The organism is Microcoleus sp. Pol8_D6, assembly GCF_036700965.1.
Taxonomy (GTDB): Bacteria; Cyanobacteriota; Cyanobacteriia; order Cyanobacteriales; family Microcoleaceae; genus Microcoleus.
The window spans coordinates 1-13,873 of the sequence record NZ_JAUBPW010000109.1; the positions used below are offsets into that span (position 1 = coordinate 1).

The 13,873-nt window shown below is 45.0% G+C and carries 17 protein-coding genes; 9 read left to right on the forward strand and 8 right to left on the reverse strand.

The genetic code is table 11. The annotated features are described in order from the left end of the window. Nucleotides 1-88 precede the first annotated feature (88 nt). The 3 genes from QUA10_RS27415 to radA all read right to left on the reverse strand — a co-directional run bounded on the left by QUA10_RS27415 (nt 89) and on the right by radA (nt 2,227). The gene (locus QUA10_RS27415; protein ID WP_333085705.1) at nt 89-283 is read right to left on the reverse strand and encodes a hypothetical protein; all 195 of its coding nucleotides are present in this window, start codon (nt 281-283) and stop codon (nt 89-91) included. A gap of 111 nt (nt 284-394) precedes the next feature. Next, entirely contained in the window at nt 395-625 is a 231-nt protein-coding gene (locus QUA10_RS27420; RefSeq protein WP_333085704.1) for a type II toxin-antitoxin system prevent-host-death family antitoxin, read from the reverse strand. A gap of 45 nt (nt 626-670) precedes the next feature. Further along, nucleotides 671-2,227, reverse strand: coding sequence for a DNA repair protein RadA (radA, locus tag QUA10_RS27425; RefSeq protein WP_333085703.1), 1,557 nt, complete (start codon nt 2,225-2,227; stop codon nt 671-673). Nucleotides 2,228-2,390: 163 nt separating this feature from the next. Here radA and rpaB point away from each other — a divergent pair, with 163 nt between their 5' ends. Beyond that, nucleotides 2,391-3,122: a response regulator transcription factor RpaB gene (gene rpaB / locus QUA10_RS27430; RefSeq protein ID WP_071587789.1), complete on the forward strand. Its 732-nt coding sequence runs from the start codon at nt 2,391-2,393 to the stop codon at nt 3,120-3,122. Between the two features lie 83 nt (nt 3,123-3,205). Then, nucleotides 3,206-3,847, forward strand: coding sequence for a cofactor assembly of complex C subunit B (locus tag QUA10_RS27435; RefSeq protein WP_333085701.1), 642 nt, complete (start codon nt 3,206-3,208; stop codon nt 3,845-3,847). Nucleotides 3,848-4,235: 388 nt separating this feature from the next. On the opposite strand, the gene hpsJ-A is transcribed toward QUA10_RS27435, so the two are convergent. The 4 genes from hpsJ-A to rfbB form a co-directional block, all read right to left on the reverse strand. Continuing rightward, nucleotides 4,236-4,913: an HpsJ-like protein, cyanoexosortase A-associated gene (hpsJ-A, locus tag QUA10_RS27440; RefSeq protein WP_333085700.1), complete on the reverse strand. Its 678-nt coding sequence runs from the start codon at nt 4,911-4,913 to the stop codon at nt 4,236-4,238. 178 nt (nt 4,914-5,091) lie between these two features. Then, on the reverse strand, nt 5,092-5,760 hold the full coding sequence (locus QUA10_RS27445) for a cyanoexosortase A system-associated protein (protein WP_333085699.1): 669 nt from the start codon (nt 5,758-5,760) through the stop codon (nt 5,092-5,094). Continuing rightward, complete coding sequence (gene crtA / locus QUA10_RS27450; protein ID WP_333085698.1) at nt 5,760-6,611, reverse strand: cyanoexosortase A; 852 nt, start codon at nt 6,609-6,611, stop codon at nt 5,760-5,762. Before crtA ends, QUA10_RS27445 begins: the two co-directional genes overlap by 1 nt. 385 nt (nt 6,612-6,996) lie before the next feature. Next, on the reverse strand, nt 6,997-8,103 hold the full coding sequence (rfbB, locus tag QUA10_RS27455) for a dTDP-glucose 4,6-dehydratase (RefSeq protein WP_333085697.1): 1,107 nt from the start codon (nt 8,101-8,103) through the stop codon (nt 6,997-6,999). 357 nt (nt 8,104-8,460) lie between these two features. Here rfbB and QUA10_RS27460 point away from each other — a divergent pair, with 357 nt between their 5' ends. The 5 genes from QUA10_RS27460 (at nt 8,461) to QUA10_RS27475 (ending at nt 12,252) form a co-directional block, all read left to right on the forward strand. Next, entirely contained in the window at nt 8,461-9,003 is a 543-nt protein-coding gene (locus QUA10_RS27460) for a hypothetical protein (protein ID WP_333085696.1), read from the forward strand. A 465-nt stretch (nt 9,004-9,468) separates the two neighbouring features. After that, nucleotides 9,469-10,074: a DUF1517 domain-containing protein gene (locus tag QUA10_RS27465; protein ID WP_333085694.1), complete on the forward strand. Its 606-nt coding sequence runs from the start codon at nt 9,469-9,471 to the stop codon at nt 10,072-10,074. A gap of 94 nt (nt 10,075-10,168) precedes the next feature. Then, nucleotides 10,169-11,050 (forward strand): hypothetical protein, encoded by an 882-nt coding sequence (locus QUA10_RS27470; protein WP_333085693.1) that lies wholly within the window; start codon nt 10,169-10,171, stop codon nt 11,048-11,050. A 24-nt stretch (nt 11,051-11,074) separates the two neighbouring features. After that, nucleotides 11,075-11,155: a hypothetical protein gene (locus QUA10_RS29225; protein WP_445242648.1), complete on the forward strand. Its 81-nt coding sequence runs from the start codon at nt 11,075-11,077 to the stop codon at nt 11,153-11,155. A 77-nt stretch (nt 11,156-11,232) separates the two neighbouring features. After that, complete coding sequence (locus tag QUA10_RS27475; RefSeq protein WP_333085692.1) at nt 11,233-12,252, forward strand: S-layer homology domain-containing protein; 1,020 nt, start codon at nt 11,233-11,235, stop codon at nt 12,250-12,252. 55 nt (nt 12,253-12,307) lie between these two features. Here the strand turns inward: QUA10_RS27475 and QUA10_RS27480 are convergent, their stop codons facing one another. Beyond that, a complete protein-coding gene (locus QUA10_RS27480) occupies nt 12,308-12,517 on the reverse strand; it encodes a hypothetical protein (RefSeq protein ID WP_333086437.1) in 210 nt (69 codons plus the stop codon). A 10-nt stretch (nt 12,518-12,527) separates the two neighbouring features. On the opposite strand from QUA10_RS27480, the gene QUA10_RS27485 reads away from it, so the two are divergent. After that, on the forward strand, nt 12,528-13,205 hold the full coding sequence (locus QUA10_RS27485) for an alpha-ketoglutarate-dependent dioxygenase AlkB (RefSeq protein ID WP_333085691.1): 678 nt from the start codon (nt 12,528-12,530) through the stop codon (nt 13,203-13,205). Between the two features lie 52 nt (nt 13,206-13,257). Beyond that, a complete protein-coding gene (locus tag QUA10_RS27490; protein WP_333085690.1) occupies nt 13,258-13,818 on the forward strand; it encodes a hypothetical protein in 561 nt (186 codons plus the stop codon). Nucleotides 13,819-13,873: the final 55 nt, after the last annotated feature.

The following is a 13,873-nucleotide window of genomic DNA, read 5'->3' on the forward strand; positions in this document are numbered from 1 at the left end:
GCGATCGCCTGTTGGCATTTTTTGATGGGAGGCTGACATCCCCCAAGACTTGTACAGCGCAAGGTTATTGCCAGCCAGTCCTATATTATCATCTCTGGGGATTCTTCATAGCATAAACTTTTCCCTGCCACTCAGCATTGAAGGAAAAGTTGCGCCTAAATCCGGTTCTGCCAAATTGAGCGGGAAAAGTTGTGCCACTTTCAACAGTAGCAATTACTTCTGCCTCAGTTGCACCTCGCTCAATCAATCGTGCTTGAGCATGGGGATGTAATCTAACGCTCACGTTGCTATTACCTCCTTTTTGCCTCTTTATTTTTACACTAACTTAATTCACCCCAGTCGCGCTATCATCGCATAAGCATCAAAATAAAGGCATGAGCGCCCAACAACAACCTCATTCCATGTACTCCTTAAACTCTTCTAGCGGTTCGTCAAAATCATCCGACATCCAAACCATTCCTTTAGCACTTCCTGCTTGCCGATTGGGTTTAGTTTGTTTGGGAATTCCTACCAATTTTACAACAGGCTCGTTATCTTTACTAATCGAAATTTCTTCACATCTCATCGCCGCTTCGATTAATTCCAGAAGTTTTTCTTTAGCCTCAATAATGTCTACTATATACATAACTTGTCCCTCCTTAATATCAATCTACAAGATCACCATTCAAACTCAATTCGATAAATCCTCTTCCTCCAAATCCACAGGCTGAAACTCTAAATCACCAGGCTGCAACTGAGCCGGTGTAGCAGGAATCGCGGCAATAATTGCATCAATTACCTTCGCCACGGGAATAATCTCCATTCCTAACTCCGGCACCGGTTGATTCTTAGGAATAATCGCCCTTTTGAAACCCAATTTCGCCGCCTCCCTTAGCCGCAATTCTAATTGGGAAACCGGCCGCACCTGTCCTCCTAAACCCACTTCCCCAAGCAAAACAGTGCGTGCATCAACCACCCGATCGCGAAAACTGGCCACAACGGCGATCGCAACTGCCAAATCCGCCGCCGGTTCATCCACCTTCAACCCGCCCACCGTCGCCAAAATCACATCTAATTTAGATAAAGGAATCCCCACCCTTTTCTCCAAAACAGCTAAAATTTGCTGCAATCTAGCATTGTCAACACCAGTAGTAGTGCGGCGCGGCGAACCAAAACTTGCAGGGCTGACTAACGCCTGAATTTCTACTAAAATCGGTCGAGTTCCTTCGCAAGTAACAGTCGTCGAAGTACCCGGAGAAAATTCATCTCTATTGCCTAAAAATAACTCCGACGGATTATCTACTTCTCGCAAACCGTTGGCTACCATTTCAAAAACACCGATTTCATGAGTCGCGCCAAAACGGTTTTTCATCGATCGCAAAAGTCGATGAGAAGCAAAGCGATCGCCCTCAAAATACAGTACAGTATCTACCAAATGTTCCAAAACCCTCGGCCCGGCCAAAGCTCCATCTTTCGTAACGTGACCGACAATAAATAAAGTAATATTTTCCCTTTTCGCCACCTGCATCAAAGCAGACGTACATTCCCGCACCTGAGCCACCGAACCCGGAGCCGATGTTAAACTAGCAAAATAAATAGTTTGGATGCTGTCAATCACCGCCACATTCGGTTTCAGCGCTTCCAACTCCCGCAAAACAACCTCTAAATCCGTCTCTGGAAGCAAATAGAAATTCTCCGCTGAATTGTCCTCCGAATCCTTTTTAGCTTCCCCGTTACTCCCGGATTTATGTCCGCCGTTGCTTGACAAATCAACCGGATTAGCTACGCCCAAACGCTGCGATCGCAACTTTACCTGCTGGCCCGACTCCTCCGCACTCACATAGAGTATTCTATCCTTGCGGGCCAACATATTCGCCACCTGCAACAGCAGCGTCGATTTCCCGATTCCCGGTTCCCCCCCAATCAACACCAACGAGCCCGGAACAATCCCCCCTCCCAAAACTCGATCGAGTTCCCCGTAACCAGAAGGCCAGCGAGACTGAGTTTGGTCGGAAATCTGCGATAATCTGAAAGATACCCTTGGTTGACCCTTCGACTTATCAGGGGGCGAACCGCCCACTGTCTTAGTTGTCACCCCAGTTAAACCAGCCCGCGGCACACCAGCAGTAGGTTGCTCTAACTGCTCGTCAAAAGAATCCCACTTCTGACAGCTAGGACATCTGCCAAAATATTGTGGTGAATCATAGCCGCATTCCCGACAAATATATTGTATTCGAGGCTTAGGCATTGTTTTATGATAAATAGTCACCCTTAAAATTTAGAAAAGTCTGAGTTAAAGCAATTATCAAGCTTTCAGACCGATCCCCGCCCATGATTCAATTTGTGTCTTCTATGATAGGGTACAAAAAAATAACATTATCTGAAATGTAACTTAAGGAGTGCTCGGTAACTTGGAAAACCATAAAGAAAAAATTCTGGTAGTCGATGACGAAGCCAGTATCCGCCGCATTCTGGAGACTCGCCTTTCCATGATTGGCTACGATGTCGTCACCGCTGCTGACGGCGAAGAAGCTCTCGAAACATTTCGCAACACCGAACCCGACTTAGTGGTTTTGGACGTGATGATGCCGAAGCTAGACGGTTATGGCGTCTGTCAGGAGTTGCGTAAAGAGTCAGACGTACCCATCATCATGCTAACTGCTTTGGGAGACGTAGCCGATCGCATCACCGGTTTAGAATTGGGCGCCGACGATTACGTCGTCAAACCTTTCTCTCCCAAAGAACTCGAAGCTCGCATCCGTTCGGTACTGCGCCGGGTTGACAAAAACGGTGCATCGGGAATTCCCAGTTCGGGAGTCATCCACGTCACCAATATTAGGATTGACACCAACAAGCGCCAAGTTTACAAAGGCGACGAACGAATTCGGCTCACGGGCATGGAATTCAGCCTGTTAGAACTGCTTGTCAGCCGTTCTGGAGAGCCTTTTTCGCGATCGGAAATTTTGCAGGAAGTGTGGGGATACACGCCAGAACGCCACGTAGACACCCGCGTAGTGGATGTTCACATCTCGCGGCTGAGGGCAAAGTTGGAAGACGACCCCAGCAATCCCGAATTAATTCTTACCGCCCGTGGCACCGGCTATCTCTTCCAGCGAATTGTCGAAATTGGAGAAGTAGGATAAAGTCAGTTGGCAGTTGGCAGTTGGCATTAGTTAAATTACCAACTACCAATTACCAATTACCAAGGACTAATGACTAATGACTAATGACTAAATCTGATCCCAATAAAGTTTTGCGGCAATTGCCCTTAGTTGCAGGAGGGTTAGCAGGTACGCTGCTAATGGTAAACCGCTTGCTGACAGAGCAAATTACAGATTCTCAAGCTCGATCGGACGCTTTGGGAGTAATTATCAGCGCATTGCTGATTTTAACAGGTTTGCTGTGGCAGCAGGTGCAAGCGCGATCGCCTGATTCCGTAAAACTTATCGGCGAAGAAGGTTTTGAATTTGCGCCGGATTTACCGGAGGCTGTGAAAATAGAATTAGCCTGGGCGTCGCGTTTGCTGTTGACAAATACCGCCACAAGGTCGATCGTAATTGTGTATCAGGGAAAAGTCCTATTGCGACGCGGTATTTTAGGCATCAATCCCGAAGTCAAACCAGGGCCAATTTTGCAGCGAGTTCTCGACAAAAACAAACCAATTTATTTAGTAAATCTCAATATTTATCCCGGCAAAATTGAATTTGACTATTTGCCAGAAAATACCCAAGGAGTCATCTGTCAACCTATCGGCACCCAAGGCGTTTTAATCTTAGGTGCTAACGCGCCCCGCAGCTATACAAAACAAGATGAAAACTGGGTTGAAGGCATTGCCGACAAACTAGAAAATACCATCAATCAATTTTAGATTTTAGATTTTAGATTTTAGATTGTGGATTTTAGATTGTGGATTTTAGATTTTAGATTGTGGATTTTAGATTGTGGATTTTAGATTTTAGATGGTGGATTGTACAAGGCCAGCCATCTCAAAGTGCGATCGACTTCGAGGGCTGCGCTAACGACGAATTTGCCTCATTCTAGGTGTTGGCTATCGGCAATAAACAAGATTTATTACCGATATCTTTTAAAAAGAAGAAGAGCGAGTTCCCCAATGAAATTTCCACAGTTTGAGGGTCTTCTTCACCACTCCTGAGCCGGCTGCGTGCACAATGCCCATCTTAGTCATCAACAACCCTCTCCGGGTGCGCTAGGCGCACCTTACTAGCTCCAAACTCTCAACTCAAAACTCAAAACTACTACCGAGCCCAGTCAGTACCGCGCCACAGCGTAAAAAACAAAACACTAGAAATCAGCGCGCCCAGCAGCCACTTAACAGCATTTTTAAATAACCCCACGCGCTGACTAGACTGAACCGCAGCACTTTGCGTCTGTAACCGTTCCTTAGCCGGAGTAATTCTCGAAAGAATTTGCTCTTTCAATTGCTGTGGGTTTTGCGTATCCGCTTGTACGCCCAAACGCGTAAGTTCCCCCGCCAAATTCCTTAAATCTTCAGGACTACCCTTTTTTAACCTGTCTTCCACCTGCTGCAACTGAGCTAATTGTTGGTTTGCTTGAGTAGTAATTTGCTGGTTGTTTTGGTTGTTCACATAGATAGTGCCAAAAATTCCCAAAGGCAGCATCAACAGAAAAACTAGACCTAGCAGCAGACAAACCCAAGACAAAACCTTCAAAAAAACCTCTTCCAAGCCTCTGCGATCGTACCCTTCGCCAAAAAATATCAGCGCCATTGCCAGTAGAGGAACTGGCACTCGTTCCACTACAGCCCCAATCGTCTGCAATTCCCAGAGGCGATTGCCAAAATTTGCGGGTATAAGAACTGCAATCGTATCTAATACAGACAAAATTAATAGACCGTAGCCAATCCAACGCAGTCTGTAGATAGAAAAACCTTGTTCGCCTTGTAAGTCATTCATAAAATAATCAGAGTTGTTGTTAAGAAAAATCTCTCTTGACGCCGCCCAATAACGGATACAAGCCCCCGACAACAGTCGTGGAGAGTCAAAAATTTTAGACTCTTGTTCCAACTTCCAGATTCACCTGTGGAGTAAAGCTAAAAGCTAAAAGCTAAAAGCTAAAATCTACTGAATCGAGTCAAGGCTCGGGGAATCGCGGCTGCCACCACTCATACCAAGAAACCCAAGCATTCTCTAGAATTTTTTTGGCATCTTCTGGAGTTGTTTTATCCAAAGGCACAGACATCTGAGTCCACAAACAGCGCCGGTCTTGAATATTTCCCCTACCTAACAACCAAAAGAGAATACGGTTTGGCTGCCAATCGCGAGTATTTCGATTATATCTAAACTGTTGGGAAGTTACTGTAGGACTGCCATGAGGATTGATACACGAACTCAAATACAGTCGATTTTGCTGTTGCACAATTCCGTGAAACCCCGCGCCTTGAGTGTTTGCCAATGCTAGTTTAACAGGATACGACTTGAGAATAGTATGTCCTTTCATCATACCTTCCACATCCCCAATGGTGTTTACCGCATAGCGCATCTCTATTTCTAGAGCCATGCTCTTTTTTTGATATTCATATTTCCTGGCAGCTTTGAATTCTGAATTTTCCTTAATTTCCAGAAGCGCGCTCTTGTTTAGTTTCCAATCGGCTAGAGGCACCGACTCGGGAAACTCAAACGGGGTTGCCACATTCTTGCCGTCCGATGGATAGAAAACCAATTTTCCGGCAACCAACAAAACCCCTCCCAAAGTAACAGCCAACAGGGAAAGCCTAAGTGGTTTCCAAGATGTAATAGCCATTAGCAATTCTGTCCTTCCTGATTTGGGGGTTGGTCTTTCAAAATTGCAAACCAGCAGAATAACCCGAAAATAAATACAGCAATCATCGAAAATATTACCGAACCATTTCCTTCGTGCCAGTATTTAAATGCTTCTGGTTGAGATAGCGATACCAGCACGGCCAGGAGACCAACTCGCGCGGCATTAACTAGAAATGCAGTAATTATGGCTACGAATGGCAATACAATTTTCTGACCCGTAGTGGTAGGAAACATCAGTAAGAAAACCAGAGCTAGTCCTAACAATTGTAGCATCGCATTTACGCCGGAACAGCCGTGATACACTTCCACGCTGCCCTTTTCCAGGATTAGAAAAACCCCTTTCCGCACCACTTCAAATCCTATATAGTGCAGGAGGAAAGCTGAAAATTTTGCTGTTAATAGGGCGACATCAACGAAGACTCCGATTAATCCGGGAGGAATAGCTGTATAGCCAAGAATTAGAAGTTCCTGCCAATATTGTTTCAGTCCTTTTGTGCCGGAAGCCAGCAATGCAAGACTGATTCCTGACAAAAAAGGCGTTGCTCGGATGAAAAAGTCGTATCCAGATATCGACGAACTTTTGAGCAATATTAAAGCAATTAAGGATGACCCCAAGAAGCTGGCAAAAACTCCGCTTTCAAAAGTTAAGGATTCGTGCCTTTCCCAAATTAAAAATGCTACGACTCCCCAAAAAAGTAACATTGTACCGAACAGGTCAGTATCGTTTGTTCTGGAAGTCAGAGTTAGGTGTATGGCAATCAAACCGCAGGCGATGCCTAACAGCCAGTATTTAGGTTCTTGGATGTGCTTGAGCGAGTTTATTTCGGTCATTGCTGCTTTTTGTTTTTCCTAAAAGCTTCTAAAATGCTTACTCTTGTAACCCTATTAAAATTATCAGCTACAAACACTTGAATTTATGCGTTTGGGATGATTTTTCACTAAATCTTCACAAAGATTGACAAGAGCAAATATGTGTGATATCACCTTTGCCTAATTAAATCTGAAGTTAGGTGCAAAGACCAAAGACAACAGGTTTTTCAATTCGGATCGATCGCACTTAACGAATGATTTTCCTCCTGCAAACCCGGTTTCTGCGCCAAGAGTTAAAATGTAAAGCTTGAAGGCAAGACAGAAACCTTTCTGGACGCACTCTTGAGCTGAAAAACCAGTTTTTTAGTGGTTCTGGTTCGTGGTAGCCCGTGCGTCCAGGAGTAGATTAGTTAGAGTAGACTTTCCGGTAGTAAGTTTGATATTCCTCCGAAAGCAGGGGTTCCCACCACTCCCGATGCGCTAAGTACCATTCTACAGTCTGTCGCAAACCTTCTTCAACTGTTACTGAGGGAGTCCAACCTAACTCGGTTTTAATTTTGGTGGCATCAATAGCATAACGCCGATCGTGCCCGGCTCTGTCTTTGACAAATGTGATCAATTGTTCGCAAGGACGGGCGGGTAAATCAGAAGCTAATTCGTCCATTAGCTGACACAGCATTTTGACTAAATCGAGATTTTTAACCTCGTTGTTGCCGCCAACATTGTAGGTTTCCCCAGGCTGACCACGGTGAATAACGGCATCTAAAGCGCGGCAGTGGTCGAGAACGTAGAGCCAATCTCGCACGTTTTGACCGTCGCCGTATACTGGCAGCGGTTTGCCCAATAACATATTGATGCACATTAATGGAATGAGCTTTTCTGGGAAGTGATAGGGGCCGTAATTGTTGGAACAGTTGGTGATAATTGTCGGGACGCCGTAGGTGTGGAAATAGGCGCGGGCGAGGTGGTCGCTGCCAGCTTTGGAGGCTGAGTAGGGACTGTTGGGCGAGTAGGCAGTTGTTTCTGTGAAGGCTGGGTCATCGGGGCCGAGACTGCCGTAAACTTCGTCGGTAGAAACGTGGAGGAAGCGCATTTGTGCTTTGAGAGATGGCTCATCAATTGGTTCAAAATGCTTGCGGAAGGCTTCTAAAAGTGTGAAGGTTCCGACAACGTTGGTTTGAACAAAGGCGGCAGGCCCGATAATTGACCTGTCAACGTGGGATTCTGCGGCAAAGTGCGCGACTGTGGTGATGTTTTCTTCTTGGAGCAAGGTATCGACTAAGGTACGATCGCAAATATCCCCCTGCACAAACCGAAAATTTTCGCCTCCTTCCAAAGTTGCCAGGGTTTGTCGGTTTCCGGCGTAGGTTAAAGCGTCGAGTACGACTACTCGATCGCCCGGATAGCTGCTGCACCAGTGATGCACAAAATTCGAGCCGATAAATCCAGCCCCGCCCGTCACCAACAATCGGCGAGGAGCTCGCTCAATGCCTTGAGTCGCGTTGTCTGTCATAAAAATAAGAGTTATTCCAATAACTAAGCCTTTACAAAAGTAGCCTTAAAAGTAGTTTGTCACCAAGTGTTTGTCATTCTGTAATTAAAATTTCTACTGTCCCACCTCAGATTTTCTAATGTGGGCGCGATCAAAGTATTGGTTCACAAAACTTGAACTTCTACCGAGCTGTTAGTTCAAATGCTTACAGAATAAGCATTTTAGATGTTTAAGCTGGCAATTTTAAATTTGAATTGTGTGAGGCTATAGCTGACTTTTGCGATCGATCCTCGATATGGGCGGCGCGCAGAGTTGATACATTTGTAAAGAGCTGTTACCATTAATTTTTTAATTATCCTTTACAATCTGCACAGCACCATGAAGAAGTTTCAAGTGTTAGCTGGCATTGCTTCCGTCGTCGCGATCGCAAGCAGCATCGCCATAGGTGACGCCGCATCTGCTTTCCCCTGTTCCTACAGCAAATCAGGGGCAGCTAAATCGGGTTCTGCGACAACGATCCTAGGTTCCGGCGGCTCGGAGCGCATGAATCCGTGGAAATCCTACAAAACAGCAGCTCTCGGTTTCCTAGGTTTGGCTGGAGTTTTGGGTGGCGGAGCGGCCTACATGAGCTACCGTGCCGGCAAGCGCGCCTCTGCTGCTTGCGCTGCGATGACCGATAATTTTGAAGTTTTTGAAGAGTCGGCTCCGATGGCAGATGCAGGTGTTTCTGGACACATGGAAGTTCCTGCCTTGCTCGATTTGACGGCGGCGGGTGCTGTAGCTGAGTCAGCAGATGCGGTTGCAGTCGTTCGCGAACACCCAGAAGCTCCAGGCGGCGAGCTGGATTTGCCAGTTTCGCCAGTTGCTGATTTGAGTTCTGAAATTGCGATCGAACAAGTCCAAAGCGCGATCGTCAAATAGTTATCTCAAACCAAAGTATTCGCTTAGCGCACCTCCAATTTTGCAAGATTGGAGGTTTTTTGAGTCGAAATTATCTACCCTACAATTTCTTGTCATGGCGATCGCGAAGCACGGCCAACAATAGACAGATGAATCGATAGCACACAATCTCATATTTCGGCAAAGCAAAGGAAGGCTGAATTAAGCTAAATAAAAAAACTCTGGCTACAATCATCAATCTCATAGCAATTATTAAAAGTCGCCGCTCTCCGTCAGGACAATGCTGTGCGGTTTCCCTACTGTATTTGAACTGTATTTGATCCGATTGAAAACTGTTATAAAATTAGATGATTCAAAGCGAGACAGTACGCTGCCGAGGCGATCGCTCAAAATGCCATCGATATCAATCTGAGGTTAGACGGCAAGAGTGCAAATCGCCTGCTATCGTTGGAAATATAGCCCTACAGATTACAACTAGAGGTTATTATGAATGCTTGGCGCGATCGATTCAATCAATTTACAGGTAAAACTAGATTGGCAGTTTGCCGGGTGTTCGTTCACCTAACAGGCGAAGAAGTTGCACCGCTGTTAGGAGTTCTCAACCGCACCGCCAGAGAAGCAATTGATGCCGATGGCGACCTAGCAGTTTTAGGAGAAGGTCTTGTAGAAATTTGCAATCACCTGTTGCAGTACGACAACTACTGGCAAGCAGCCGCCAACGAAGGCGATGTTTTTTGGAATGAAGGCGAAGCCGGCGATTATGTGGATGAACTTTTCACTGATTCAGCCGATCGCTATCTCAGCGAGCCTCAATACAGTACATCTGTTTACGATAAAAAATCCCCCTTGTCTTTGCCGGTAACTAGAAATGTGGTGGTGATGCTGACAGTTGCTTATGAAGGCGAAGTTCCTGCCCTAGAAACTGACCTCGCTGACATCAGCGCGCTGAAAGTCGGTTTAAAAGCACTGATTAATTTACATTACCAAGAAAGGCTCCGAGCTGTGCAAGTTCACTTTTCTCCCGCACAGTTGGGAGACGAACTTACCAACGACCAAGTGTTGGTTAATTTCCCAGAACTTATTCCCCTTTAAGGAAGGAGTTATTAGTTATTAGTTATTTGTTATTTGCTACCAATGCGCGCTGCCCCATGCGCGCTGCCCGATGCCCAATTACCAATTACTATTTATGATGCTGCGAAGACTGACAATTTATTTAATGGCTTTAACTTTTTTATTGACGGCAACCGCCTGCGGTTCTCCTAGTAGACAAAATTCTACAAATCCTGCTGGCAATCCAAATATTAACACAGTGCGTCCTGCACCAAACAATAACTTGGCTCAAGGTCAATATCCTGTACAGCAAGCTACCTACGACGATGCGGATGGCGAATACAGTTTGATGTTGCTGAATACTCCCGCCGGCAGTCCCCCAGTTTACCGGACTAGGGATTTACAAATGGCTCGCTTAACAGATGAAGAAATATCTGCAGGCAAGAAAAGTTATCTAAACTTGGATAACAATCAAGCGGTTTTGCATTTGACAGAAGATTTTAAAATTGAGTACGTCCACAACGTTACCGAAACTGTTCCTAATCCTCAAACCGGTCAGCCACAAACCGTAGTAGTACGGCAGCAATCTGGCTTCTGGGCGCCGTTTGCTGGAGCTGTTGCCGGTCAGGCGATCGGCAGTTTGTTATTTAGACCGCAATATTATATGCCACCAGTCTATCAGCCGGGAATTATGACAGGATATGGGGGCTATGGCAATACTTACGGCCAAGCTGTTAACCAATATCAAACTCGCTACCGAACTCCGCCTCCAGAGGTGAGAAACCGTCAAGTTTTAAGGACAACCGGCCGCCTGCGATCGCCCACATACAACCAGCCAGTAAGACCCTCAGTACGTCCCAATGGCAATCGATCGACCGGTTCGGGTTACGGTGGCAGCACTTTGAGGCGATCGCCCCAGCCACGTCAAAATCAAAACAAGCGACAGCCAAGTTTTGGTAGTGGCAGGAATTCTCGTCAACCGAGTCGGAATCGCTCTTTCGGGAGTAGAAGGCGCTGAGTTGAAGATGGCAAAAATCAACAAATGACATCGGTAAAAGTTGATTTTATATATTCTCCCGATGCCACGCCGCCCCAGGTAGGGAGAGTGAAAACTTTGGAATAATTGATTTAGCCTTCTCTGTTTCCCCCAGACCCAAAAAATATGTGATTTAATTTCTACATTGGTCTGTAGGTGACAATATGTCTTCTTCACAACCCCCGTCAGGGGAAAGAAATCCTCTAGGATTGGATGAATTGATTGCTATCTTGGTTGCCTTCGGCACGATGGGAGCAATTTTATTTTGGGTAACAGGTAAAAATCCCGATCGATTGAATGCCAGAAATTGGCAATTTCCAGCCGTTTTTTCTCAGCCTGCTGTTACGCCCGCGACTCCGGGAATATTAACGCCAGAATCGCCAAGTTCGGATTTGCGATCGCCTGCTGCAACCCCCGTTCCGTTAAAACCGGATGTCGCAACTGTTGCACCTTTAGGGCCGATTTTACCGGAAAATCCTCCCGTAGGTGTAATCGTTGTTCCTCCCAAGCCAATTGCGCCATCGACTCCCGATCCAGCAACTACCAAACCGAAAGCCGATAAACCCAAAGCCGATAAACCCAAAGTTGGGCCCGTTAGATTATCCGATGTTCCAGACAAATATTGGGCGCGTCCGTTCATTGTCGCTTTAGTCGATCGCAAAATCTTTACTGATTTCACCGACAACAAATTTCGCCCCGACGAACCGATGACGCGAGCCGAACTAGCGCGCTTGATTCAGCGAATGTCCGACGACAAAAAGCCGATCCGAAAACCGATTGATTTTAAAGACGTAAAAGACAAGAGTCCTGTAGCTCCGGCGATCGACCATACCGTCACAACTGGATATCTTAAAGGATACCCAAACAATGAGTTCCGTCCCGAAAAACAGATTCCGCGTGTCGAAGTCATCGCAGCTTTAGCGAGCGGTTTGAGGCTGAAACCATCAACAAAAACAACCAAAACTTTACAAGTTTATACAGACAGGGCAAAAGTGCCGAAATGGGCAGTTAACAAAGTAGCAGCAGCCACGGAAGCTGGCATTGTGGTCAACCACCCGAAGCGCGCACTTTTGCAGCCTAATAGAACAGCAACTCGCGCTGAAGTAGCAGCCATGATTTACCAAGCTATGGCCAAAAAAGGTCAAGTACCTGCTAAGTCTTCTGAGTATGTTGTGCGGCTTTAATTAGAGGAATGAAGCCCTTCTTTTTTCTATTAGTCTGACTTGGGCTTGCGGGTAGTCAGAAACCGGGTTTTTTGCGACAATACTTCGTTATAGCTGACAGAATCAGCCAAAAACCCGGTTTCTTGGGTTTGCGGGCCGTCAGAAACCGGTTTTTTTGCGACAATACTTCGTCATAGCTGACAGAATCAGCCAAAAACTCGGTTTCTTGGGTTTGCGGGCAGTTGAGATCGATGTAAAAATCACAGCAATCATGCCAAATCATCATTCCACACTCATTGATTCGATTTGAGGCTATTATGTATCATCAGATAAGACTTGGGGATAATCAGCTAGATAGCAGCGATCCATTTTTAGACAACAATCTGCAAAAAACAGTAGTTATTGATACTGATGGAGAAGTGATCTTCTATCCCAATTTTTTTAGCATCGAAGAAAGCGATCGTCTTTTTTCAGATTTATATTCTAGTATTAACTGGAAACAGGACATTATTCATTTTTATGGAAAAAAGATACCTTTACCCCGACTTACAGGTTGGTATGGAGATGAAGGCAAATCCTATACATATTCCGGCATCGAACAGCATCCCGATCCTTGGACTCCCGCACTCAAATTAATTAAATCAAAGGCTGAAGAGATATCAGAAGTTACTTTTAATAGCGTGCTTCTCAATCTATACCGTCACGGTAAAGATAGCGTTTCCTGGCATAGCGATGACGAGCCAGAATTAGGTAAAAATCCTATTATAGCCTCAATTAGCTTTGGGGGAAATCGCCGATTTTCCTTAAAACATAAAACATCAGAAAACTCCAAAATTAATCTGGACTTGCCCAAGGGTAGTTTACTATTGATGAAAGGTGAAACCCAGCACTGCTGGCAACATCAAATCCCTAAAACTTCTAAATTTGTGGAACCGAGAATCAATCTAACTTTTAGAGTTATCAAACCAGTTTAAAACAAAGACAATAAAATTTCAGCGCTGCTATCAAATCAGGGTCAATTGAGTTATGAAAAATCTACTTTTATTGGGAACGTTAAGCTTTAGTATTGCTTTTAGTTTGGGTATAGCAGTAGAAAAAAATATTCCTAAAAGTGCTGCCATAGGTGGTATAGCGACAATTAGCACCCTTAGTAGTGCCTTCGTTTTAAGCAAAAAATCTGACCGAGAACTTGAAAATATCCGCAGCCATGCCGAAAATTTAAAAAGCATTGAAAATCAGATTTTAAACCTGAAAAATAAAAGAATAACACTTGTACAGGCAATTGATAGCAAAACTAAATTAAAAACCACGATTGAAGCAGAATACAACTCAATTGTGATCGAAGTCGAGCGGCTTAAAGAAGAGGTTAAATCTCTCAATATACAGCGAGAAAGTCTGCACAATGTAATTGCTAATCAGAAAACTCAAGACATAAAAATTAAACCTAAAATTCCTGTTAAAACTGAAGTAGCAAAACCACTCAAAAAGACAAGAAAGACAATATTGTACAATTGCATTTTAGATGGATTAGAAAAATCGACAGACTTTTATCACAAAAACAACCAGGGGGTAGTGGCCAAGAAGTAATGATGGTAAGATAGTAGCCTTGATAAGTTTTTTGTGAACTATGCCGAATTGTCCC

Excerpts from the sequence above, each read along its gene's own strand:
- QUA10_RS29225 (WP_445242648.1), top strand. The coding sequence starts at position 11,075 with ATGACATCGGTAAAAGTTGATTTTATATATTCTCCCGATGCCACGCCG.
- QUA10_RS27435 (WP_333085701.1), top strand. The coding sequence starts at position 3,206 with ATGACTAAATCTGATCCCAATAAAGTTTTGCGGCAATTGCCCTTAGTT.
- radA (WP_333085703.1), bottom strand. The coding sequence starts at position 2,227 with ATGCCTAAGCCTCGAATACAATATATTTGTCGGGAATGCGGCTATGAT.
- QUA10_RS27470 (WP_333085693.1), top strand. The coding sequence starts at position 10,169 with ATGATGCTGCGAAGACTGACAATTTATTTAATGGCTTTAACTTTTTTA.
- rfbB (WP_333085697.1), bottom strand. The coding sequence starts at position 8,103 with ATGACAGACAACGCGACTCAAGGCATTGAGCGAGCTCCTCGCCGATTG.
- QUA10_RS27460 (WP_333085696.1), top strand. The coding sequence starts at position 8,461 with ATGAAGAAGTTTCAAGTGTTAGCTGGCATTGCTTCCGTCGTCGCGATC.
- QUA10_RS27475 (WP_333085692.1), top strand. The coding sequence starts at position 11,233 with ATGTCTTCTTCACAACCCCCGTCAGGGGAAAGAAATCCTCTAGGATTG.
- QUA10_RS27420 (WP_333085704.1), bottom strand. The coding sequence starts at position 625 with ATGTATATAGTAGACATTATTGAGGCTAAAGAAAAACTTCTGGAATTA.
- QUA10_RS27490 (WP_333085690.1), top strand. The coding sequence starts at position 13,258 with ATGAAAAATCTACTTTTATTGGGAACGTTAAGCTTTAGTATTGCTTTT.
- QUA10_RS27480 (WP_333086437.1), bottom strand. The coding sequence starts at position 12,517 with ATGATGATTTGGCATGATTGCTGTGATTTTTACATCGATCTCAACTGC.
- QUA10_RS27465 (WP_333085694.1), top strand. The coding sequence starts at position 9,469 with ATGAATGCTTGGCGCGATCGATTCAATCAATTTACAGGTAAAACTAGA.
- hpsJ-A (WP_333085700.1), bottom strand. The coding sequence starts at position 4,913 with ATGAATGACTTACAAGGCGAACAAGGTTTTTCTATCTACAGACTGCGT.
- crtA (WP_333085698.1), bottom strand. The coding sequence starts at position 6,611 with ATGACCGAAATAAACTCGCTCAAGCACATCCAAGAACCTAAATACTGG.
- QUA10_RS27445 (WP_333085699.1), bottom strand. The coding sequence starts at position 5,760 with ATGGCTATTACATCTTGGAAACCACTTAGGCTTTCCCTGTTGGCTGTT.